Genomic DNA, 22,480 nt, shown 5'->3' with positions numbered 1-22,480 from the left:
TCCGGCACTGTAACCCGCCGAAGTCGCCGCGTACGCGCACTCGCCGCACGCGTCTATCGGAATTCGCCCGAACGTATGATGTTCGAACGCAGTGACCAGAACCGCCGGAAAGGGATGCGCGATGCCGGACAGCGATGCCGTCGAGATCCCGACCCGCACACTGGTGGAGAGCATGATCCGGCAGGACTCCACCATCGACGCCGGTGAGCTGTACGCCGTCGCGAACACCCTCGGCATGACCGATCAGCAGGTCCGGCTGTGCATCAAACGGCTCGTCGCCGAGGGACAGTTCACCCATGAGGGCCGGGGCCGCAAGGCTGTGCTTTACGCGACCGATCGCACCCGCGGCGCGCTCGAACCCGATATCGAATTCCTGCGCTATATGTATCGGCAGGATCGCGGTGTCGAGCCCTGGGACGGACATTGGCGACTGGCGGCGTTCGGGATTCCCGAAACCGCACGGCAAGCGCGAGATGCCATGCGCGACACCATTGTCCGGCTCGGCGGCGCGCCCATTCAAGGCGGACTGTATGTGAGCGCCAATCCCTGGGAGGACCGGATCGCCGCCGCCGCGGCCGAACTCGGCGTCACCGAACATCTCACCCTGCTCAGCACGACCGATCTGCTGATCGGCGGCACCCGCACCCCGCGGGCGCTGGCCGAGAGGCTCTGGCCTCTGGATCGACTCGCCGCCGGGCATCGTCGCCTGCTCGAGGTCGCGCAGCGGGTACTGCGCGCACTGCGGGCGACCACACCGCCCACGCCGACCCAACGGCTCACGCTGCAAATCGAATTGGGGACCGAGTTCACCCGCGCCCTGGACCCCGATCCATTGCTGCCGCCGGAACTGCTGCCCCGGGGTTGGGTCGGCGCACAGGCGCGCGCGGCGGTCGCGGCCTGCTGGGCGGAGCTGGCGCGCACCGAAACACCCAATGCCACAAGGGTTTTCCAGTGGTACTACGACGTCACCGCCGAAGTGCTGCGGGAACAGCCCGCTCGGGCGTCAACCCGGTAGCGACCGCGGCAGCCGGTACAGCGCTATCGCGCCCAGGACCGCCGAGATGACGGTCAGCGTGAACCACAGCCACCGCCAGGTCGGCGGCAGCGGGATCAATACCAGCGTCACGATCGGGTAGATCAGCGCGGCTCGGCGCAGGCGGCGCTCGTTCACCACTTGCCGCTGCAATCGCATATCGGCGCGCATGGGCGATCGCGCGTGCCCGACGCGTCCCACGATCACGCTCCAGGTGTGCAGTGTGATCACGCAGGAAGCCAGCAGGAATGCCAGTCCCAGCAGCTGAGTCCACTCCGGCGGGTGCGGTACACCCGGATGGGTGAACGGCAGCGTGACCAATGCCAGCAGCTGCGAAGCAGCCGCCTCCAGCGCCCGGTGCCGTGTCATCGGATCCAGTCGCCGCAGGTCAATCACCCGAACCACCGATGCACCTGGCACAATTCGCTTCACGTGATCTATCATCTCACAAACGATCGTATTTGAAATGATAGGCAATGCGATGAAGGTACTGGCCCTGGGAGGTCCAGGCGCGATGGGAGCGGTGGCGGTGCGCACCGCCGCGCGACTCCCCGGCATCGAGGAAATCGTCGTGGCGGATCGCGATCTCGACGCGGCGCGCCGGCTTGCCGCCGAACTATGCACCGGGACCCGCGCGGTCCGCGCGCAACGGGTCGACGTGACCGACTCGGCCGCCCTGCACGGGGCGCTCCGAGACGCGGACGTCGTACTCAATACCGTCGGCCCCTACTACCGATTCGGGCTGCCCGTACTGCGCGCCGCCATCGCCACCGGCACGCATTACCTCGATCTGTGCGATGACTGGGAACCCACGCTGCGAATGCTCGAACTCGACCCCGCCGCAAGGGAAGCCGGGGTCTGCGCCGTGATCGGGATGGGCGCGAGTCCGGGGGTGAGCAATCTGCTCGCGATAGCCGCCGCGAGCGCACTCGACACCGTGGCGGACATCTACACCGCCTGGCCGGTCGATGTGCCGCGCGGCAGCACCGGGGAGCTGCCGCTGGACGATGGCGCACATCCACCCGCCGCACTCATGCATTGGATGGAGCAGATCAGCGGCACCATTACCGTTGTCCGCCAAGGCCGTACGACTCGCGAGCCGCCGATGCGCCCCGTCCGCCTCGAGTTGCCCGGCGATCGGCGCGGCACCGGTTACACCGTCGGCCATCCCGAACCGGTGACGCTGCACCGCACGCTCCGGCCCGGCGGCGAGGCCGCGAATCTGATGATCGTCACCCCGGGTACCGCGGCATTCCTGGACATCCTCCGCCGCGATATCGATCGCGGCAAGCTGACCAACGAGACCGCCGCGGCACAATTGCTGAAACCCGGTCTGCTACGCGGCATCAGGTCGCTGTCAACCGCGGGGCGATTCCAGTCCCCCGGCACTCTGCCGCCGTTCTTCGCCGCGGCGCACGGGCGCAAGGACGACCGGCCGCACACCACCCTGGCATATCTCGCGGGCGAGTCCGCCGCCGACACACCACTGTTCATCGACGATATGAGCCGCGCGACGGGAATCCCATTGGCGCTGGGCCTATCCCAGCTCATCGACGGCGGCCACCGCCGCCCCGGCGTCCATCCCCCGGAATCCGCGATCGATCCGGACCGCTTCTTCGGTGACCTCCGCCCGCACCTCGGGCTGCCCGGCGAGGGCCCCGCCCTGATCGTCGAACACCATTCCCCCGCCGTCATACCGGCGCATTGATTCAGGAGTTCCCGATGTCCCATCCAGCCCACGGCCGCACCACCGCATTTATTACCGGAATCATCACCGCCGCAACGCTTCTCGTATCGCCGATCGCGACCGCCGCACCGAGCGACCGGCTTCCGGCCCCACCCCGGCCCACCACCGGATCCCAGCCGCCACAGGGCACCCCCACCAACCCGCACACCTGGCGGCGTGTGCCGCGCGCCAACGGGGACGGCTGGGTGGTGTGCCGACCGCGCGCCGTGCGCTGCGGGTCGTGAACCACGGCGGATCACGCACGAGCGGACAGGTCATACGGTGACCGACAGGCACCTATGGCGCATATCAGCCAGGGGCTGCTGCATGGTAGCCATAAGGTGAGATCCGGTCGGTATGTTCCGCGCGGGTGAATCGTCAATCTGATCGGTCCGCCCCGAAACATGCTTTCCGGCAGGTACTCTCGTTGCAATGGGACATCGTGCACTGTTCTCGCTGGCATGCATCGTTCTGGCCGCCTCATGCGCGATAGTCGCACCCGGCACCGCCACGGCGGATTCGGGGCTACCGCAGGTCGGCGGCAATTTCATGTGGGGTGTGTCCAGTTCCGGATTCCAGAGCGAAGGGTCTGCGCCGGACAGTAATTGGAGTCGGTATGCCAACTCCGGGCGCGCGCAGGGCTATGGCAATTCGGTCGATTTCCTGCATCGTTACGGTGAGGATATTCAGCACGCGGCCGATCTCGGTGTCGGTGTCTACCGAGTTAGCGTGGAATGGGCTCGGGTGCAGCCAAATCCGGGCGAATGGGATTTTTCCTTCTATGACGCCATGATCGCGCGCATCCGCTCGGCCGGTATGCGGCCCATGATCACCCTGGACCACTGGGTGTTTCCGGGCTGGGCGGTCGATCGCGGCGGCTGGCGCAATCCCGGCATGGTCGACGACTGGCTGACCAATGCCCGCGCCGTGGTGGATCGGTACGCGGGGTCGGATCCGCTGTGGGTCACCTTCAACGAACCGCTCGCCTATGTCGGCCAGGAACAGCGCATCGGCGATATCGGCACGCTCGATGTCACCCCCATGATCGATCGCATGGTCGCCGCGCACCGCGCCATCTACGACCACATCCACGCGCGCCAGCCCGGTGCGATGGTCACCAGTAATCTCGCCGCCAACGATCTCGGTGCGGCACAGGCCGACGCGTCCTTCATCGACCGGATCGCCGACAAGCTCGACTACATCGGCATCGACTACTACTACGGCGGATCGCTGTCCAAACCGCCGAATGTGGTCGCGAGCCTGCTCAATCAGCCCTCCGGTCTCATTCTCGAACCCGAGGGCATCTACTACACGCTGCGCCGATACGCCCAGAAGTTCCCGGGCCGCCCGCTGTATATCGTCGAGAACGGGATGCCCTCGGACAACGGGTCGGCCACCACAGACGGTATGACCCGCTCCGACAACCTCCGCGACACCGTCTACTGGGTCCAGCGCGCCAAGGCCGACGGTATGAACGTCATCGGCTACAACTACTGGAGCATCACCGACAATTACGAATGGGGCAGCTACGCACCGCGTTTCGGGCTCTATACCGTCGATGTCACCACCGATCCGAGCCTGACCCGCCGTCCCACCGATGCGGTGAACGCGTACCGCGATATAGCCAATTCCGGTGGCGTTCCGAACGGCTATCTCCCCACCCGGGCTCCGGCGCTGTGTTCACTACAGGATCTCCCCTCGAGCTGCTTCGCCCCCGTCACGGTCCCGGGTCGCTGACCCGCGGCGGTTCGTAATCGCCGATCAGCGAACGGGATCCGCCGCAGCGAGCAGCGCTTGCGCTGTGTCACACAGGGTTTCGATGGCCGCATCCCTGGTGAGACCCGCGACGTCGACGAGCCAGATGAATGATTCGATGCCGGTGGCCGAGCGAATCGCGATGGCCAGACGGTGAATATCGACCTCCGGGCGCGAGTCCCGCAGCGGGGTCAGCGCATCCTCGATCCAGCCGATGGCCCGGCCACGCCGCAGCGGGGAGGATTCGGCCGCGCCCGGCTCCAGCGAAAGCCGCAGGGAGGCGCGTAATTCCGGCTCCCATTCCAGATTGATCCGGCCGCATTCGCGCATCACCAGTTCGAGTCGGGCGCGGACATCGCCGGGGGCCGGATCGGGCAGCAGCGACGTCTGCTCGATCTCCGGCCGCACCGCCGCGAGCAGGGTTCGCTGATTCGGAAAGTACCGATAGGCCGTGGTCCGGGAGATATCCGCGGCCTGGGCGGCATCCTCGACGGTCGGGATGAGCCCCTGCGCCAGCAGCGCCCGGGTCGCCGTGATCAAGGCTGTGCGCGTGCGAGCCTTCTGCCCGCGGCGACCGGATTCCTCATATGGCACTGACATGCCCATCATGGTACTTTAGTCCCATATACTTTCCGGAGGCCGCTCATGAGCACCGATCCCGTCCTCGTCAGCCCGGAGTTGTACCGGGTCATCTTCGAAAATGACCGCGTCCGCGTCCTGGAATACCGCGATAAACCCGGCGACCGCACCCGCCCGCACAACCACCCCGACAGCGTGATGTACCCGCTGGCCTCCTTCCGCCGACGCATCACCTCGGGCGGACGCCAGGTCGAGGTCGAACTCACAGCGGGTCAGGTGCGCTGGGTCGGCGCGCAGGAACACGAGGGCGAGAACATCGGCGATACCGACAGCCACGCCCTGTTCATCGAACTCAAGGAACCCGCACCGGGACCGGCCGCCCCCACCCTGGGCCCCAGCGCGCCGTAGGGCCCGAATGCGCTTCGCGTCGCCGCCGATTCATGTATCCCGGCGACACACGTAGGCTCTGGCTCATGCATGACTCAGTCACCGTCCATATGTCGGCCGCACCGGAACCGATCTGGGATCTGATCAGCGATGTCACCAATGTGGGCCGGTTCAGCCCGGAGACCTTCGGGGCGGAGTGGATCGGGCGGGCGACGGGACCTGCTGTCGGAGCGAAGTTCCGGGGGCACGTGAATCGGAATGGGTGGGGGCTCAAGTACTCCACGGTGTGCCGGGTCATCGCGTGTGAACCGGGCCGTGAATTCGCCTTCACCGTGCTCGGTCCGGGCGGTATGGAAATCAATACGTGGCGCTACCAACTCGAACCGACGGACTCGGGCACCTCGGTCACCGAATCCTTCCAACTGCACAACTCACCGCCGATCCGGCTGTACTGGCTGCTCGCGGGCTGGACGCGCGGCAAGACGAATGTCGAGGGGATGCGCGAAACCCTCGAACGCATCAAGGCCTACGTGGAAACCCCGCGCTAGCGGCGGACGGACGCTGATTCCTGGGACAGAACCATTCGGTGCGGGCGCTCTTTCGCTTACAGTTGGTTAGCAAGATGCTTGCAGTTGTTAGCACTGGCTTTGCTGTGAGCGGGACAGACAAAGGAGTCTGACGATGCCGGGTGCACTATCAGCGACCACGTCCATGGTGATCGATGATCGATTCACGGGGGTGGCGGCGAGGTTCTTCCGTATGTTCCGGCGGCGGGGGCAGGGCGGTGGGGCGCTGTCGGTTTACCTGCACGGGGAACCGGTGGTGGATGTGTGGGCGGGGTGGGCCGCGCCGGATCGGCGGTGGCGGGGCGACACCATCGCGCTGTCGTATTCGACCGGTAAGGGTGTCGCGGCGACCGTGGCCAATCGGTTGATCGAGAGTGGCGTACTGGCGTTGGATGCGCCGGTTGCGACCTATTGGCCGGAGTTCGCGGCGAATGGCAAGGGCGACATCACAATCCAGGACGTGCTCAGCCATCGGGCGGGATTGCAGCGGATTCGGGGACTGCTGCCGGACGCGCATGAGCTGCTCGATCACGATCGCGTCGCCGCGGCCATCGCCGCCTCCGCACCGGATCCCATGCGGCTGCGGGCTTCGGGCTATCACGCCATCACCTTCGGCACCCTGATCGCCGAAATCGCGCAGCGCGCCACCGGGCGGGACTTCCGCGATGTGCTGCGCACCGAACTGGCGGAACCGCTGGGCGACAACGACTTCTGGTTCGGTGTGCCCGAACACCAACGCGATCGGGTCGCCACGCTGGGGCCGCGACTCGGCATCGCCCGCATTCCGATGGACACCCTGATCGCGCCCTTCGCCGCTGTGCGCCAGGTGCGTTCGGCGCGCGGCGCGGTCTATGACGGCTGGGCCGATATGACCACGGGCCCACTGCCGTACGACGCCATGATGCCGGGCTGGAACGGCACCTTCACCGCCCGCGCGCTCGGCAAGATGTACGGCGCGCTCGCGAATGACGGTCAGCTCGGACATCGGCGGCTATTGAATCCGGAGACCGCCGCTGCCATCGCCCGGATGCCCGCCAACAGCCGCTACGACTATGTGCTCGGCGCCGCACCGCAATTCGCGCGCGGCTACCATCGCGCCATCGTCGGCACCAAGCTCACCCGCCGCGCCTTCGGCCACTTCGGCCTCGGCGGTTCCGGCGGTATCGCCATTCCCACGCTCGGGCTTTCGATCGGCTTCGTCACCAACCACCTCGGCAGCATCCCGACCTCGGTGGCCGATACCCGGCTGCCCTTCCTGGCGGCCTCGGCACAGCGCGCGGCAATGGCAGCGGCCGAAACCATCCCGGCAGCGGATCGGTACGCGGAAGCCGGTTAGACACCAGCGAATTGGAGCCGGGTGCGGTCGCGGTGCCCGCCCCGGCAAAAGCCGCGCCACACAGCGGGTTTCGCTAGCTCACGTCGATCACGTCGTCGGCGGGGCGGCGCGGGGTGAGTGGGAGGGGTGCCGCGCCCGCGGCCGCCCACCCCACTCGCACCATGGCCTGCGGGTATGCGGCGTCCTGGAGCACCTCGGTGCGGATGGCGGCGGCCAGGTCCGGCATGGCGAGTGGCTCGGATTGCAGGCAGCTGGACAGGGTCAGGCTGGAGGCCGTGAGCAGCAGGGCGCTGGCGGCCTCGCCCGCGCGCAGATGTGCCCGGCGGTCATCGGCCGGGGTGCAGATCACCAGCCATTCCGAACTATCGGCCTCGGTGTCGATATCGCTGAGCTCCGGACTCGCGAACGTGCGCAGCATGATCTCGTCCGCGGTACGCGCGGGCGGCGCGCTGGCGGCGGGAACGCCGTCCGGTGAGCCGTGCCTGCCGCTCCAGCGCGCCATCTCCAATTGATAGCGCGGGTCCAGCGCATGCCGGTCGGCGGCGCGATGACTGGCCTGCGCCAGGGCCCCGCGCAGTGATGCGGGCACCTGCCGGGCGGCGGCCCCGAAGTGCGGCGCGACCGCGGACATGCGGCGCAGATGCGACTGGGTGACCAGGCGCGGGCCGAAGCGGCGGCGGTCGGACTGCCGGTGCACGATCGCGGCGGCGAGCTCGATTTCGCCCTGTTCGGGCGGGTGCGGGGTGACCGTGACGGCGGCCAGATGATTCGGATCGGCCGCATCGGGCAGATACCGCACCCGGGAGCGCCAACCCAGTACCGCGAGCGCCACACGCAGATGATGCAGTGCCGCACCGCAACTCATCACCAGACCACGCGAGTCCGGATCGGCGGCGGGCAGATGGCGTTCCGGATCGGCGAACAGATTGATGACATCGTCGTCGAGACGCCAGCGCCACGGCTGGGTGTTGTGAATCGACGGCGCTCGGGCGGCCATTCCGACGGCCGTCTCGAATGCCTGCGCCAAGGCACTCCGGTCGATCATGCGCCCGTACCTTCGGACGCCACTACGCTCTGGTCGATCATCCGCCTTCACTTTCCGAAATCACCGGCACGCACGACACCGGCGGGCCGCTCCAGCGAACGGCGATCGTGACCTCCATGCTGCCCTATCGCGGTGGCCAGTTGCCCGCGGCCATGACCCGAAGAGGCTGATTCAGCGCGCAAAATACCGGCGTGACCCGGCTATCTTAGAGTTCGGTTAGGATGCCCTACATGACCAGCGTAACGCTGCGTCGGCTTCCGCTACCGACGCCCGTGCTTGTATGGGACGGTGAGCCCCGACCGTGATTTGCCAGGAGAACGCCCGCCATCCGTAGTCCCCGATAGCAAGCTGCTGCTGCGGTTTGCTCCGGGTGGCTGGCGCTGGGACGCCGGGCTCCGCACGGCATTGGCGTTCGGTCTGCCCGCAGCGCTGCTGGTGGCATCCGGTCGTGCGGACTGGGCACTGTTCGTCTGCTTCGGCGCGTTCGCGGTGATGTACGGCGAGGGCCGGGCGTATCGCGTTCGATGGCAGGTGATTTCGATCGCGGGCGCGGCCCTGCTCGCCTGCGTCGGGCTGGGTATCGCGGTCGGTGCGACCACGCCGAGCACCGGCGCTGCGGCCTGGCTGGTGGATGTGGCGGTGCTGCCGGTCCTGGCGGTGCTCGGGGTGTACCTGATCGACGCCGCCCGGTTGGGGCCGCCCGGGGTGATGTTCTTCCTGGTGGCCTGTTCGGGTGCGCTCGCGGCGACCCGTTCCGGGGTGGGAGCGGATGGGATCATGATCGCGACCGCGCTCGGCGTCGCGGGCGCGCTGCTGGTATCGATGGCCGGGCGGCTGATCGCACCGCATCAGCCGGAACGGATCGCGGTGGCCCTGGCGGTGCGAGCGGTGGACGATTACGCGGCCGCACGCGATCAGGGCACGGCGACCGCCGCCCAGCGGCATCGCGCGGCGGAAGCGCTGTGGAATGCGTGGGGAACGGTCTACGACGCCGGACTTTCCGAGGACACCGAAGGCGCGACGCTACAACTGCTTTCGGCGCATCGGCGCTTGGGGACCACCGATCCGGAGGCGGACGCGCAGGGAATTCCCCTGGCACGCCCCACAATCCGGTATCGACTACTGCGCTCGCTGAACTGGGACTCACACGCGGCGGTCACCTCGGTACGCGTGGCCTGCGCCGTCGTCGTGGCGGGCGTACTCGGCGGACTCAGCGGCTCGGACCACCCGCACTGGGCGATCCTGACCGCCCTCATCATCCTGCAGGCCGGACCGGATCGGGTGCACGGCCGAGTTCGCGCGATCCACCGCCTGGTAGGCACCGCCGCCGGACTCCTGGTCTTCGCGGCCCTGATCCAGTTGTCCCCCAACGGTTTCGCTCTCGTCCTGGTGCTCGCCGTACTCCAATTCGGCGTAGAACTCTTCATCACCCGCAACTATTCGGTAGCCGCGATCTTCTTCACCCCGGTCGCCCTGCTGGCCGGCGGTGCGGGCGCGAACGGCCAGGCGGTGGGAGCGGTCATGCGAGATCGCCTGGTGGAGACCGCGATCGGCGTCATCATCGCCCTGCTAGCCCTGCGCTTCGTCATCCCCCGCGCGCACCGCCGCACCTTCACCTGGACCGAACACCGCGTCCGCACCGGCACCGCCGTCCTGCGCGAACGCCTGCACGAGGCTGCCGCCGACGCACCCCCCATCCTGGAACTACGCCGCGACCTGCAATTCGACCTGATCGGCGCGATGCGCGCAGGAATAGACTCCACCCATAACGATCCGCACTGGGCCCAACAGGTCTGGCCCCCGCACGCCGAACTACTGCACTCGGGCTACGACCTGCTCGCCGCCTGCCGCGCGGTCCCGCCGGGCGCCAAGATGTAGTGCCCGCCCGGCGATCTCGTCGAGACTGTCCGCATCGGTGTTCTCGATACGGTGAATCACCATTTCCGGGAACAGGATTCGGAGTTCGTCGAGGGTGCGCAGGTAGTTGGCGCGCAGCGCGGTCAGGTGGGCGGGGCTTTCGTGGGTTTCGATGGTGCCGCGGGCGGCGCAGCGGCGGGCGGCTTGATCGGGCGGGGTGTCCAGCCAGAGGATGGTGTCGGGGAGGGTGGTGCGGTAGGCGGTGGAGAAGCGTTCCAGTGCGGTGGCGGTGCGGTGGGACAGGATGGTGACGATGTCGTCGAGGGTGGTCTCCAGGTCGGCACCGAGGTGGACGCGGGCGGATTCGGTTCGCTGCCAGTCTTTTACGGCCGGTGCCGCACCCGGTTGCAGTTGATCGGCGAGGGCCAGCACATCGGCCAGGCGGGATGGGTCGCCGCGTTCGCCCTGGGCGATGCGGGCGTAGAGCGGGGCGTAGACGAGGGTTTCGATGAGTGGGTGGCGTTCGCACACCAGCACATTCGGGTCGAAGGTGGTGCCAAAGAAGTCTTCGACCGGGCCGTAGAGCGTCATGCGGAGGTACAGGGCGGCGGCCTTGACGGCCGGATAGCCGACCGTGTCGGCAGCAACGCTCACGGCTTTGAGCTGGCGGGACAGCTCGTGCAGCGGGCCGTTCGGCGTGTGGTGGAAGTCGGGGCAGCTCAAGGCGATCCAGCGTTCATCGGGTGGGGCCAGGTGACGCAGCCGGGCGATGAATTCGGATTTGCCGCTGCCGTCGATGCCCACCACGGCTATGCGATGGGGTGCGGTCACAGCGCCGCGCCGATCGGGATGGCGGCGGCGATGGTGGCGGTGAGGGTGTTCGGATCGGCGGTGCCGTCGAGTTCTCGCCAGCCGAGTTCGCGGGAAAGGCCGTCCAGCACAGTCTGACTGTGCTGCTGGAACCTCAGGAAGGTGTCCGCATCGCCGTATCCGCTTTCGTAATCGCTGCGTTCGAGCTTGCGAGACAGCGCGGTCCGCGGGGATACCTTCAGGTAGCAGGTCAGATCGGGTTCGGGGAAGCCGGAGGCGTAGGCACGCAGCGCGGTGGCGTCGCCGCCGTGCGCGACCTCGGTGGCGAAGTACTTGTACCAGTACGCATTCAGCAGGATCACCTCCGGTTCCGTATCGCCCGCGAGCTCCACGGCGACCTGGACGGCATGGAACAGGAAGAGGGCGCGTGAGAGCGGGCGCAGCACACGCAGATAGTCGAAGACCTCGTCGCGGTCACGGAAGGGCAGTCGCGATGCGATGGCGGGAGCGTCGAGGGCATCCCAGATCCCGGCTTCCGCGACGCGAATTCCCCTGTCTCGCAATACCGCTGAGACTGCCGCGACCTGGGTGCTCTTCCCCGAAGCGTCACCGCCCGCGATGCACACCACGGTGGGCATCAGCTCTCCCCCGCCCAGTCGAGGCGCTGCACCACGCCGGACCCACCGTCGAGGCGCACGCGTTCGCCATCGCGCACGATCGACATCAGCCCCGGTACCCCGACCACCGCCGGAATGCCGAGTTCGCGCGCCAGCACGGCCGAATGCGACAGTGTGCTGCCGCGTTCGATCAGCAGACCCTTGACGCTGGGGAACAACGGCCCCCAGCCGGGATCGGTGCGGCGGGTGGTCAGGATCTTGCCGGTGACGTCGAGATCGTCCTCGGGACTCATGACGATCTGCACGTCGCCCTCGACAATGCCCGGCCAGCAACCGGTTCCGCGCAACGTCGCCGAATCGGCAACGGCCGCATCGGGAACGGCGGTATCGACGGCCAGCGAGGGCGGGCCGGTCGTCTCGAACTGGTTCGGCGGTTCCACCAGTTCGTAGCGGGCGAACTCGGCGATGCGGTTGCGGGCGAGCGCCCCCAGATCCGAGGTCATGGACCTACCCTCGGCGAATGCCTGGATTTCCTCCATGGTCAGGTAGAAGACATGCCCCGGCGCATCCAATTGCCCTGCTGCGGCGAGCAATTCACCGATGCGCAGGTAGACCGACCGGCCGACGCCGATGATCCGGGTCCGGGTGAGCCGGACCCGTTCGCGGTCGCGCACCGCGCGCCGGGCCTTGCGCAGCACAGTGATCAGGCGGGTGCGGCGCGCGGCGGGCAGGGTATCGAGCACCTCGCGCTCGAACACCTCCTGTCGCGCGCGATGGGTGCGTTCGAGTTCGTCCGCGTCGATCCCGTTGTCGTTCACATAGTTTCGCAGCACCGTGACGATGAAGGACGGATCCTGGCGCAGCGAAACGGTTTCCAGCTTCTGCTCGCCCATGCACCGGTCGCCGTACAGCTCGATGTAGTCGTCGAGCACCCGCCGCACGGCGGGTGAAGCCTCCCGCACCGCGTCGTAGCCGGTGCGCGGATCGCCGGTGAACACCGCCTCCCGCAGCGCCGCGTCCGTGCGAATCCGCCCGGCCAATCGCATGAGAATCACGGTGGGCTGGAGTGATTCGACCGCCTCCTCCGAAGCGAGCAGTCTGGCGACCACCTCCTCGGGCACCGGCGTCCCGTCCTTGGCCAGCAGCCGCCGCGCCCGTCCGGCCTGATTGCTCAGATACAGATCGTTGATCATCTGCACCGACCAGCGCCCGAACAGCCGCAAACCCTGATCGGCCAGCTCGAGCAGTTCCCGCAGATCGGTGGCGGTGGCCTGGGCGCGCCGAATCCGATCGACCTCCGCGCCGACCTCCTGCTGGAATCGATCGACCAGCGCACCGCGATTGGCCATGCGCCAGCCCAGCACCGCGACCACGGGCAGCAGCTGGGGCAGGCGCAGAAGTCGCTCGCGCAGACCGGGATGGATGCCCTCGATGAAGTCGACCGGGTTCTCGACGCCGATCATGCGCTCGACGTCTTCCTTGTTCCGCCGGAAGTACGGGGCCAAACTCAGTACCCGGTACCAGTTCTCGATGTTGTAGTACACCCGGCCCGAGACCAGTCCGACCATATTGCGCAGCACCTGATCGTGCGCGGCGATGACCGGTTCGCGCACGCCGATCATGCGCAGCGTCTCGGTGAAGATCACCTCGTACACCCGCGCCGCCCAGGAGAAGGTGAGCGGTGAGGTGACGCCGTTGAAGCTCTCCTGGATATTGCTGTTGTCCCACACCGCACGCCAGGTTCCGAGCGCGGCCGGATCGGCGGCCGTGGCGGCCGCGGTGATCGGACGGGTTTGCAGCACAACGATTTCGCCGCCCCGCACGGTCCATTCGATGTCCTGCGGTCCGCCGAGCGCGGTCGCTATGCGCACGCCTTCGCGCACCAGCAGCGAGGTCTGCTCGGGAGTAAGGCAGCGGCGGGTGCGGCGATCGCCGTCGATCGGTTGTTCGCGCACGCCGCCCGCGGCATCGCGGATGTACTCGACGTCCTTGTCCGCGATCCGCGTGGTGAGCTCGGATCCACTGTGGGACAGCACGAATTCGTCGGTGGCGCAGGCCCCGCTCACAATCCCCTCGCCGAGCCCCCAGCAGGCGCTGATCAGCGCCTCGTCCATGCGGCCGGTGATCGGGTTGCCGGTGAACATGACCCCGGATACCTCACCATCGGCCATGTCCTGCAGGATCACCGCCACTTCGGGCGCGGCGGGCTCGGAGTCGCCGCGATAGTGCAGCGCCCGCGCGCTGAAAGCCGATGCCCAGCACCGCCGAATGGCGTCCAGCACCTGTTCGGCCTCGGTGCGGAACAGGTAGCTCTCGAAGATCCCCGCGTACGAGCGGTCCGCACCGTCTTCGCCGACCGCCGAACTGCGGACCGCGATCGGTCCTCTGCCGCGCATGAATTCCGTTACAGCATCGGTTAATTCGGCGTCGACGGGAGATTCGACAATCGCCTCGCGCAGCACGGTCGCTGCCGCGGCGCGCTCGGCATCGGTGGTCGCGGCCGCGACCCCGCGGTACAGCTCCGGCAACCGTCCCGATCGCAGGTGCGCGTCGAACGCCTCGATGGTCACCACCGACCATTCCGGAACGCGCGCACCGGTTCCGAGCAGCCGGGCCAGCCCGATCGCCTTGCCGCCCACCAGCTTCCCATCCGCTTCGGTGACGGTGTCACCGGCGTGCAATAGCGCTGCTGCGTTCTCTGACAGCACGGTCATCAGTCGGCTCCGATCGCTTCGATAATGTTCATCCGTGCCACCCGCCACGCCGGTATGAGGCTGCCGACGAGGCAGATCACCAGCGCGCCGACGGCGAGCGTGAATGCCGCCGGGACGGGCACGAATTCGACGTCCACATTCCAGGCGCGCGCGGAGGCCAGATCCGCGATGACCTGTTCCACCGATCCGAACAGCAGCCCCAGCACGCCGCCGGTGATGCCGATCGCTCCGGCTTCGGCGAGCACGATGGCCAGGGCGAGCCGCCGGCTCGATCCGATGGCCCGCAGCACCCCGAGCTCTCGCCGCCGTTCCAGCACCGAGAGCAGCAGCGTATTGATCAGCGCCACAGCGGAGATGATCACCACGATGATCCAGATCAGGTGATTGAGCCGAGTGGCCTGGTTCAGCGAATCCCCGAAACCCTGGACCGCCGCCGCACCCGTATAGGCCAGGGTCCCGGCGGGCAGTACGCCCTGTACCTCGGTCAGCAGCCGATCCGGATCGATGCCGGGCGCGGCGTGCAGTTCGAGCGTGGAGGCCCCCTGGCGGGCGAACCACTCACGCATGTTCGGGAGCGCCATGCCGATCGCGCCATTGAGCCCGGAGAAGAACGGCACCGTGGCGAGCACGGTGATCGCACGCTCCCCGGTGGCGGTCGGCATCGAGACCGATTCCCCCACTTCGACTTTCAGCGCATCGGACAGATCACTGGACATGATCACGCCCTGACCGTCCAGTACCGCTTGCCGCACCTTCGAGTCCACGGCCGCCAGTAGTGGGCTGGCAGCGCCGGGTGCGAGCCCGAACGCCATGGCCCGTTTACCGCCGAGCGCGACGTACCCGGCCTGGCCCTCGACGACCTGTGCCACATCGGGCAGCGCCCGCAATCGCTCCGGCAGGTCCGTCGCCAGCAATGGTCCGGTGGGGAACGTCCCCGCCTGGGTCGTCGACACCCAGACATCCGCACCGCGCAGCGCCGCGAACGAATCCTTGGTCGAGTCAACGGCATTGGTATTGCCCGCGCTGATCGCGAAGGTGGCGGCCACCGCGACGCTGACGGTCATCAGCGTCGCCCAGGCGCGCTTCGGGGAGCGCCGAATGGCCTCGGCCGCGAGCTCACCGGCACTGCCGAACCGGCTCGCCACCCAGGCGGCGGCGCGCACGATCGGCACGCCGAGCGCGAAGCCGAGCAGTACCTCGGCGGTGAACATGGTGGTGATTCCGGCGTTCGCGGCGATACCGGGCTGCCGGGTCGCCACGAACGCGCCGATACCGATCACCACCGCCGCCACCCCGGCCGCTATCCGCAGCCGGGGCCGCACCACATCGGCGACCGAGACGCCCACGGGGGCAAGCGCTTCCACCGGCGAGACCCGGTACACCTGCCGCGCGGCCAGACCGGCAGCGCCGACGCAGACCAGCACCGCGACGATGACCGCCAGCGGAATCGCCCATACCGGCATGATGAATTCGATGCGCGCGCTCACGGCTTGCAGGAACAGATCCGGTAGCCGCTCGATGGCGTAACGGCCCAGCAGCACACCGAGTCCCGCACCGAGCAGAGCGCCCAGGGCGGACAGGACGGCGGTCTCCAGCAGGAGATCACCGACCAGGGTGAGCCGCCGCCCGCCGAGCGAGCGCAGCATGGAGATCACCGGTCGGCGCTGTGCGATGGCCATACCCATCGCGGTGTAGATGAGGAATCCGGCGACCAGGAACGCCATACCCGCCGCCGCGACCGCGGTGAAGCGAATGAGCATGACACCATTGCTGGATTTGCTTGCCTCGGCGGAGGATTCGGTCACCACGGCGCGGCCGGCCACGGCCTTGCTCACCCCCGGCCGCAGCGCGTCCGCACCGCCGTCGCCGATGATCAGCACCGAATCCAGCACCCCGGATTTACCGGCCGCCCGCTGCGCCAGCGCCAGCGGTGCGAGCAGATAGCGCCCGCCGTTGAACCGGGCCGCCTCCGGGCTGTCCAGCACGCCGGCCACCGTGACCTCACCACCGCGCAGCGCGATCCGTTCGCCCACGGCGAATCCAGTGTCCGGACCCACCAGCACGCCGTCCTTGACGCTCGTCAATGCCGCGGCGTGCCCGGTCAGTTCGTTCTTTATCGGACTGTCGAGCGCGGCGGCGGTGGCATCGGTGCCCAGTAGCAGCACGGTGCCGCGCGCGGTGCTCACCGCGGTGCGAACCACCGGAACCGCCGCCGTCACACCCGCGACCCGGCCCACCTCATCGCGGACCGCCGCCGGGAAACCACTGTCCGAGGCCCCGGAGACCTCGAGGACGGCATTGCCGCCGAGCCCGGCCGCCACCCGATCGATGGATTGATCGATGGAGCCGATGATGCACAGCACGGTTACCAGCAGCGCCGTCGAGACCGCCACCACCGCGATGGACGCCAGCGCCCGCCCCCGGTGCACGAGCAGATCGCGAATACTGAGGAACCGCAGTCGATCCCAGGCGGAGAGCATCAGGCGGCACTCTTCTCGTCGCTGCTGACGCCGCCGTCGCGCAGGGTGATGACCCGGTCGGTGGCCGCGGCCGCGACCATATCGTGGGTGACCGTGATGACCGCGCGCCGCCGTTCGGTGTCGTGCGCGATCGAGGCCAGCAGCTCCATGAGCTGCGCACCGGTCTTGGAGTCGAGGTTGCCGCTGGGCTCATCGGCCAGGATCAGCGGCGCGTCCAGCATGAGCGCACGGGCCACGGCGACACGCTGCATCTGACCGCCGGACAGTTCGGCGGGCCGATGGTTGGCGCGGTTGGCCAGATCCACCAGGGCGAGCAGTTCGAGAGCGCGCGGTTTGGCCTTGCGCAGCGTGCCGCCGTCCAGCAGCAGCGGCAGTGCGACGTTCTCCCAGGCGCTCATGGTGGGCAGCAGATTGAAGAACTGGAAGATGAAACCCACGGTGCGGCGGCGGAATTCGGCGAGACCGTCATCGCCGAGCGCACCCAGGGCGCGGCCCTCGAATTCCACCGTGCCCGAATCAGGGGTGTCCAGGGCCCCGAGAATATGCAGCAGGGTGCTCTTCCCGGCCCCCGACGGGCCGACGATGGCACTGAACGTGCCCGCCTCGAAACTCAGGTTGAGCGTGGACAGCGCCCGCACCTGCTGTTCACCGATGGTGTACGACTTGGATACGTCTTTCAGCTCCAGCACTGGAGCACCTCCTCGATACTCGCCAATGGCGTTCCCAGATAGCCCGTTTCGAGGCAGTGGTCCAGCAGCACCCGCAGATAGTCCGGTCCGGTGTCCGGTGGGCGCGCGCCGAGCAGTTCGGTCGCGGCGGCGGTGCCGAAGTCGCGGCGGCTGTCGAAATAGTTGGTGTACTGCGCGCCGATACGCAGGTAGTACTCGCGTTCGACGGCATCGAGGTCCGCCGGATCGAAGGTGGACGCGGGTACGAAGCGCGCCACCTCGAAGGAGGGGTATTCGGCGAAGATCTCGGACATGGCCCGCAGCGAGGTGGCATTCGCGCCCACCGCGTGACAGGTCTTGCCCTGCGCCTGATCGAATCGCGTTGCGGCGGCGACGATCACATCGGCCACGTAGTCGATGGGCGCGAAGGTCAGGGTCGCGTCGTAGCGGCCGGGCAGGGTGCGCAGTTTCCCCTCCACGATCAGTTTGACCACGGTGTAGAGGTTCTTGTAATCGCGGATCGCCCCGGACCCGGTCAGCCCGGTCACGATGCCGGGGCGCACGACCGTCCAGCGCAGGCCGGGAAGGTTCCGAATATGGTGTTCGGCAAGATATTTGCTGCGTTCGTAGCCATTGCCGAAGGATTCGGATCCGGGAGCGAAGTCCTCCTCGATGAACCCTTCGCGGCGACCGCACACATACGCCGTGCTCACGTACACCAGCGGGATGTCCCAGGACAGCGCCAGTTCGGCCGCATGCCGGGTGCCGCCCACATTGAGTTCGGCGTAATCCCGTTCGGGGGCATCGAAATCGGTGGTGGCGGCCGAATGCACCAGGGTGCCGACCTGCTCGCGCAACAGGGCGAGCGCGTCCGCGGAGAGCCCGAAACCGGGCTTGCGGACATCGCCCGTCACATACGCGACTTCGGTTGCGCCACCGGTGAACTCGACCGCGTCGACCCGGGTGCCGCGACTGTCCACGATTTGCGGTGTGCGATGGGTGAGCACCACGACCGGAATCCCGCGCGTCCGCAGCCGCGCCACCACGTCCGCCCCGACCAGCCCGCTCGCACCGGTGACCAGTACCGCTTTCAATTCACTCACGTGCGGCCCCCGCGGTGCCGAGGGTGGTGGCGACCAGGGTGATCACATCGCCGACCCGCAGCACGTTCGTCAGCTGTTCGGGTGCGTAGCGCGGCAGGCCGAAGCCGCGTTCCAGCGCGACCGTGAGTTCCATCAGGCGAATCGAGTCGAAGCCGAGATCCTCGATCAGCCGCTGTTCATCGCGGACCGCGCTGGGCGGCTCGGGGGCCATATGCGCGATCAGGGTGCGGGTGCGTGCGGCGATGGTCGCCGCGTCGATCGGAATCACGGTCAACGGTTCACTTCTCCTTCACTGGCCCGATGACGCTGATGCGGCTGGGCGCCACCGGACGCCAGCAGGTCCTGCACCTCGTCGATCGGAAGTTCGGTGTTCAGATAGGCGGCCAGGCGCAGCCAGTCGTAGGTGATGGTCAGGGTGCGCCGCCATTGCTCATGCGAATCGAAGGCGGCCGGGAAGGTGAGATCGGCTACGCCCCTGGCGATATCGACCAGGGCGTCCACCGTCGCGAGTCCGGTGTATTCGGTGCCGGATTCGATCAGTTCGGTGAAGCGCACCGCCTGTGCCGCGCGCACCCGCGCGATCAACTCGGCCCGGTCCGCGCTCTGCGGGAGCAGTCGATCGAGCGTGGCGACCGCGGCTATATCGGGCGGTAGTGGCGCACATCCATTGGTGGACAGCAGCATTCGCACCACACCGCGCACCAGGCGCTCGGTCGCGGCCTCGGCGACCCGGCCCTGCCGCTGTTCCAGCGCACCCACCAGATCTTCGCGGGCGTTCTCGATGATCACGTTCGACCACACCAGCGCCGAGGCGCATTCGGTGAATCTGGCCGCGGGCAGCGGGGACAGTGTGACGGACCGATCCGCGTCCCGTGCGCCGCCGCCCAGCCCGACCAGTACGGGTGCGGTGGTGGGCGGAGGTGTGTACGCGCCGATCACCTTGACCATGGCCACGGCGGGCCGTAGCGCACCCGCGTCCCGCCAGCTCAGGCCGACCAGGCCGAGCCGGGTGAACTCGGCGAGATCGGCGTGCGCGGACGCGCCAGCACCGGCGGTCACATCGGCCAGCGAGCGGCCGAATACCACCGAGCGCCAGGCTTTCGCCGCGCTGTCCGAGAGTACGAAGACCTCACGATCGGCGCGGAGTACGTGAATGCGGCCGTCGATCGGCCACGAGGTGATGCCGCCGATCCGGTTCAGCCGCACCATCTTCGGATCGTTCGGGACGGCCGGGTGACCCAGGGTCACCACGAATTCCAGGACCTCCTCCAGCACACCCGGTCCGGTCACGTCCTCGGTGAGCCGGTGCAGCAGCGAGTAATACCGCTGCGCCACTTCGCCTTCACCGATGCGATCGAGCTGCGGGCCGATCCACTTCGATTCGATATAGGTCTCCCCGCGATTGGCGGCCCAGCCCTTGATCGCGTCGAGCAGACCGTCGCGCGCCCAGCCGGTCGCCTCCGGCCACGCCTCGAGTGCCGCCATGGCCACGGCCTGGCGCAGTGATTGCTGTCCCCGGGCGAACCACCACGCGCTCATGAGCGCGGCGAAATCGGCGTAGGGGTACTGCTTCCGGATCTCCTCGACATCCACCGCGCCGGACCGCACCACGGTGGCGCGCAGGAATCGCTGACAGCGATTGAGCACGTCCTGGTTGAGTTCGATCAGGGCGGTCGAATCGGAATCATCTTGGGGCAGCGCGTTTCTCGCGTAAGCGAGCTGACTTTCCAGCTGCGCTCGCGATCGGGTGCGGATCTCCACCCGGCGACCGCCGAGGAACAGCACGGTCGGCATCTCCGGCGCGGGGTCCGCACCCGGTACGGCCACCAGGAAATCGATATCGGAGCCGGTATTGCCGAAACCCTCCGCGATCGAACCCTCCAGCAGGACGGTCGAATCGGCGGGAATGTCCACCACCGCCACCGCCGCGGTCAGCAGATCCTCGATCTCACCGTCGGAAAGCAGCGCCTGCGCCGGGCGGCGCGGTCCGGCCGCGGTCACCTCGGAGCCGCGCAGCGCACCGTGCACGGTGACGTCGTCGCCGAGTTCGCCACCGCGATACAGCTCCCACATGAGCCTGCGCCGGGGTTTACCGCTCGAGGTACGGCGAATCAGACCGGCTCGGCCGGTCACGATGGTCAGCTGCTGTGCGGGGCCGAGATCACCGCGCAGCACCTTGCGCGCCACCTCGATCCAGTCGCCCGGCCGGGCCTCGGCGAACAGCACGATGCCCTGATCCGCGCCGGTGCCCTGCATGGCGACGGCCGCGAATCTGTGCTTGGCCATGCCTGTTTCGTGTGCGACGCGATGGTCGACGTCCTCCATGAACACCGGTTTGCCGCGCACCTTGATGCTCGCGCCCATGCGGCCCAGCACGTACAACTGGCCGTCACGCAGGAATCCGGCATCGCCGGAATGGACCGCACCGTCGATGAAGCGCGTCGCGCCTTCACGATCGAGCTCACCCGGGATCGGCTGATAGCCCTGGGCCACCGACGGTCCGGCGATCACCACCTCGCCGAGTACTCCCTCCGGGAGCGGCGCACCCTCGGTATCGACGATCGTGATGGTGGATTCGGCTGTGGAGCAGCCCAATCCGACCACCCACCCCGCCCCGGGCAGTGCGCCGCCATCCACGACCGCGGTCGCCGGCACCCGCACGGCCGCACCGAAGCGCAGCGTCGAGCTGTCCACCTGTAGCGCGGTGGGCACTCGATCCGCCACGGAAATCGTTGCCATGAGCGTGGATTCAGCCAGCCCGTAAGCCGGGCGCAGGCTCTCCGGGCGATACCCGGTATCCGCGAGCAGGGTCGTGAAGGCGTGCACATCGGCGATATCGATCGGCTCCGCACCGGTGATGAGCGACCGGAGCCCGGACAGATCCAGGCCCTCGAGTTCGGCGGGTTGCACCCGTTTGGCGGTGTAGCCCATACCGAATGACGGCGATACCGAATGGTGCGCGCCCGCGAGAGCACGCAACCAGCGGCCCGGATCGCGGACGAACTGATCCGGTCGCATCAATCGCAGCTCGCCCTGCTTGGCGACGCTGGCCAGCAGTCCGCCGATCAGGCCCATATCGTGATAGAGCGGCAGCCAGGACACCGTGATGTCACCGGTCCGCCAGTCCACGGCCGAGGTGATGAACGAGGTGTTCGCGCCCAGGTTCCGCCAACTGATCCGCACACCGCGGGGCGAGCCGAGTGAGCCGGAGGTGAACTGCACGAGTGCGAAATCATCAGCCGGTACGGGTGCCCGCTCGAAGGGTTCGCCGTCGCCGTCCGGAATGCCCTGCAGGACCAGCACTTCGGTCACAGCGTCCAGCGCATCGGCCGCGCCGTCCGGCAGGTCGGCCGCGCCCGCCATCGCATCAGTCGAGCCCGTCAGAACTGCTGTGGCGCGCTTGCTGGTTTCGGCGATATCGCCCGAGGTCAGCACGATGCGCGGGCGCGCCTGTGTGAGGATGCCGCGCAGGTGCGCCACGTACTCCTCGCCGCCGCCGAATACCGGCGGCGGCACCAGGCTCAGCGTCGCACCGCAGGCCCACACCGCGTACATCGAGGCGATGCAGTCGAAGCCGGTGGGCAGCACCACGCACACACCGTCGCCGGGGCGCACCCCGCGTTCGCGCAGCAGCGCGGCGATACGCCATGCGGCCGTGCGCAATTCGGGGTAGGTGCGGCGCTGCCAGCCGTCGGCCTCATCGGCGAGGTCGATTCCGGTGTCCGGGTTCGGATCGAGCAGCCAGCCGCACATCAGCGTGAATTCGGCGCAGTCCGTCGCGGTCGTCGAGAGTTCCGTCATTGC

19 protein-coding genes are annotated in these 22,480 nt (G+C 67.9%); 8 read left to right on the top strand and 11 right to left on the bottom strand.

The genetic code is table 11. From position 1 onward, the window contains the following. Positions 1-121 precede the first annotated feature (121 nt). Positions 122-1,015 carry a PaaX family transcriptional regulator C-terminal domain-containing protein gene (locus tag AB0L82_RS09290; RefSeq protein WP_364633192.1) on the top strand — a complete coding sequence of 298 codons (894 nt, stop codon included), beginning with the start codon at positions 122-124 and terminating at the stop codon, positions 1,013-1,015. On the opposite strand, the gene AB0L82_RS09285 is transcribed toward AB0L82_RS09290, so the two are convergent. Further along, positions 1,004-1,438, bottom strand: a complete 435-nt coding sequence (locus AB0L82_RS09285) for a hypothetical protein (RefSeq protein ID WP_364633190.1) — start codon at positions 1,436-1,438, stop codon at positions 1,004-1,006. The genes AB0L82_RS09290 and AB0L82_RS09285 overlap by 12 nt on opposite strands. A 76-nt stretch (positions 1,439-1,514) precedes the next feature. Between AB0L82_RS09285 and AB0L82_RS09280 the strand changes: the two genes are divergently transcribed. From AB0L82_RS09280 to AB0L82_RS09270, 3 genes are all read left to right on the top strand, one after another. Next, entirely contained in the window at positions 1,515-2,741 is a 1,227-nt protein-coding gene (locus tag AB0L82_RS09280; RefSeq protein WP_364635938.1) for a saccharopine dehydrogenase NADP-binding domain-containing protein, read from the top strand. Positions 2,742-2,755: 14 nt separating this feature from the next. Continuing rightward, on the top strand, positions 2,756-3,004 hold the full coding sequence (locus AB0L82_RS09275) for a hypothetical protein (RefSeq protein ID WP_364633188.1): 249 nt from the start codon (positions 2,756-2,758) through the stop codon (positions 3,002-3,004). Between the two features lie 187 nt (positions 3,005-3,191). After that, entirely contained in the window at positions 3,192-4,496 is a 1,305-nt protein-coding gene (locus AB0L82_RS09270; protein ID WP_364633186.1) for a family 1 glycosylhydrolase, read from the top strand. A 24-nt stretch (positions 4,497-4,520) separates the two neighbouring features. Here the strand turns inward: AB0L82_RS09270 and AB0L82_RS09265 are convergent, their stop codons facing one another. Next, positions 4,521-5,114, bottom strand: a complete 594-nt coding sequence (locus tag AB0L82_RS09265) for a TetR/AcrR family transcriptional regulator (protein WP_364633184.1) — start codon at positions 5,112-5,114, stop codon at positions 4,521-4,523. Between the two features lie 45 nt (positions 5,115-5,159). Between AB0L82_RS09265 and AB0L82_RS09260 the strand changes: the two genes are divergently transcribed. From AB0L82_RS09260 to AB0L82_RS09250, 3 genes are all read left to right on the top strand, one after another. Continuing rightward, a complete protein-coding gene (locus AB0L82_RS09260; protein WP_364633182.1) occupies positions 5,160-5,501 on the top strand; it encodes a cytoplasmic protein in 342 nt (113 codons plus the stop codon). A gap of 65 nt (positions 5,502-5,566) precedes the next feature. Further along, the gene (locus AB0L82_RS09255) at positions 5,567-6,028 is read left to right on the top strand and encodes an SRPBCC family protein (RefSeq protein WP_364633180.1); all 462 of its coding nucleotides are present in this window, start codon (positions 5,567-5,569) and stop codon (positions 6,026-6,028) included. 133 nt (positions 6,029-6,161) lie between these two features. Next, the gene (locus tag AB0L82_RS09250) at positions 6,162-7,382 is read left to right on the top strand and encodes a serine hydrolase domain-containing protein (protein WP_364633178.1); all 1,221 of its coding nucleotides are present in this window, start codon (positions 6,162-6,164) and stop codon (positions 7,380-7,382) included. Positions 7,383-7,455: 73 nt separating this feature from the next. Here the strand turns inward: AB0L82_RS09250 and AB0L82_RS09245 are convergent, their stop codons facing one another. Beyond that, a complete protein-coding gene (locus AB0L82_RS09245) occupies positions 7,456-8,427 on the bottom strand; it encodes a hypothetical protein (RefSeq protein WP_364633176.1) in 972 nt (323 codons plus the stop codon). 288 nt (positions 8,428-8,715) lie between these two features. Here AB0L82_RS09245 and AB0L82_RS09240 point away from each other — a divergent pair, with 288 nt between their 5' ends. Beyond that, a complete protein-coding gene (locus AB0L82_RS09240; RefSeq protein ID WP_364633174.1) occupies positions 8,716-10,305 on the top strand; it encodes an FUSC family protein in 1,590 nt (529 codons plus the stop codon). On the opposite strand, the gene AB0L82_RS09235 is transcribed toward AB0L82_RS09240, so the two are convergent. The 8 genes from AB0L82_RS09235 to AB0L82_RS09200 are packed head-to-tail and all read right to left on the bottom strand — an operon-like array spanning position 10,240 to position 22,477. Further along, a complete protein-coding gene (locus AB0L82_RS09235; protein ID WP_364633172.1) occupies positions 10,240-11,115 on the bottom strand; it encodes a hypothetical protein in 876 nt (291 codons plus the stop codon). The genes AB0L82_RS09240 and AB0L82_RS09235 overlap by 66 nt on opposite strands. After that, positions 11,112-11,732: a hypothetical protein gene (locus tag AB0L82_RS09230; RefSeq protein WP_364633170.1), complete on the bottom strand. Its 621-nt coding sequence runs from the start codon at positions 11,730-11,732 to the stop codon at positions 11,112-11,114. Before AB0L82_RS09230 ends, AB0L82_RS09235 begins: the two co-directional genes overlap by 4 nt. Then, positions 11,732-14,425 (bottom strand): phosphoenolpyruvate synthase, encoded by a 2,694-nt coding sequence (locus AB0L82_RS09225; RefSeq protein ID WP_364633168.1) that lies wholly within the window; start codon positions 14,423-14,425, stop codon positions 11,732-11,734. Before AB0L82_RS09225 ends, AB0L82_RS09230 begins: the two co-directional genes overlap by 1 nt. After that, a complete protein-coding gene (locus tag AB0L82_RS09220) occupies positions 14,425-16,905 on the bottom strand; it encodes an FtsX-like permease family protein (RefSeq protein WP_364633166.1) in 2,481 nt (826 codons plus the stop codon). The genes AB0L82_RS09225 and AB0L82_RS09220 overlap by 1 nt, the downstream gene beginning before the upstream one ends. Then, positions 16,905-17,594: an ABC transporter ATP-binding protein gene (locus tag AB0L82_RS09215; protein ID WP_364633164.1), complete on the bottom strand. Its 690-nt coding sequence runs from the start codon at positions 17,592-17,594 to the stop codon at positions 16,905-16,907. The genes AB0L82_RS09220 and AB0L82_RS09215 overlap by 1 nt, the downstream gene beginning before the upstream one ends. Beyond that, entirely contained in the window at positions 17,582-18,676 is a 1,095-nt protein-coding gene (locus AB0L82_RS09210; RefSeq protein WP_364633162.1) for an SDR family oxidoreductase, read from the bottom strand. The genes AB0L82_RS09215 and AB0L82_RS09210 overlap by 13 nt, the downstream gene beginning before the upstream one ends. Further along, positions 18,669-18,944, bottom strand: coding sequence for an acyl carrier protein (locus AB0L82_RS09205; protein ID WP_364635935.1), 276 nt, complete (start codon positions 18,942-18,944; stop codon positions 18,669-18,671). Before AB0L82_RS09205 ends, AB0L82_RS09210 begins: the two co-directional genes overlap by 8 nt. Before the next feature lie 2 nt (positions 18,945-18,946). After that, positions 18,947-22,477, bottom strand: coding sequence for an AMP-binding protein (locus AB0L82_RS09200; RefSeq protein ID WP_364633161.1), 3,531 nt, complete (start codon positions 22,475-22,477; stop codon positions 18,947-18,949). Positions 22,478-22,480 lie beyond the last annotated feature (3 nt).

It is taken from the genome of Nocardia sp. NPDC052001 (assembly GCF_040680615.1).
In the GTDB taxonomy this organism is placed as follows: Bacteria; Actinomycetota; Actinomycetes; order Mycobacteriales; family Mycobacteriaceae; genus Nocardia.
This window is presented reverse-complemented; position numbering and strand designations above follow the sequence as displayed.

Excerpts from the sequence above, each read along its gene's own strand:
- AB0L82_RS09260 (WP_364633182.1), top strand. The coding sequence starts at position 5,160 with ATGAGCACCGATCCCGTCCTCGTCAGCCCGGAGTTGTACCGGGTCATC.
- AB0L82_RS09250 (WP_364633178.1), top strand. The coding sequence starts at position 6,162 with ATGCCGGGTGCACTATCAGCGACCACGTCCATGGTGATCGATGATCGA.
- AB0L82_RS09275 (WP_364633188.1), top strand. The coding sequence starts at position 2,756 with ATGTCCCATCCAGCCCACGGCCGCACCACCGCATTTATTACCGGAATC.
- AB0L82_RS09220 (WP_364633166.1), bottom strand. The coding sequence starts at position 16,905 with ATGCTCTCCGCCTGGGATCGACTGCGGTTCCTCAGTATTCGCGATCTG.
- AB0L82_RS09230 (WP_364633170.1), bottom strand. The coding sequence starts at position 11,732 with ATGCCCACCGTGGTGTGCATCGCGGGCGGTGACGCTTCGGGGAAGAGC.
- AB0L82_RS09225 (WP_364633168.1), bottom strand. The coding sequence starts at position 14,425 with ATGACCGTGCTGTCAGAGAACGCAGCAGCGCTATTGCACGCCGGTGAC.
- AB0L82_RS09270 (WP_364633186.1), top strand. The coding sequence starts at position 3,192 with ATGGGACATCGTGCACTGTTCTCGCTGGCATGCATCGTTCTGGCCGCC.
- AB0L82_RS09280 (WP_364635938.1), top strand. The coding sequence starts at position 1,515 with ATGAAGGTACTGGCCCTGGGAGGTCCAGGCGCGATGGGAGCGGTGGCG.
- AB0L82_RS09290 (WP_364633192.1), top strand. The coding sequence starts at position 122 with ATGCCGGACAGCGATGCCGTCGAGATCCCGACCCGCACACTGGTGGAG.
- AB0L82_RS09200 (WP_364633161.1), bottom strand. The coding sequence starts at position 22,477 with ATGACGGAACTCTCGACGACCGCGACGGACTGCGCCGAATTCACGCTG.
- AB0L82_RS09245 (WP_364633176.1), bottom strand. The coding sequence starts at position 8,427 with ATGATCGACCGGAGTGCCTTGGCGCAGGCATTCGAGACGGCCGTCGGA.
- AB0L82_RS09265 (WP_364633184.1), bottom strand. The coding sequence starts at position 5,114 with ATGTCAGTGCCATATGAGGAATCCGGTCGCCGCGGGCAGAAGGCTCGC.
- AB0L82_RS09255 (WP_364633180.1), top strand. The coding sequence starts at position 5,567 with ATGCATGACTCAGTCACCGTCCATATGTCGGCCGCACCGGAACCGATC.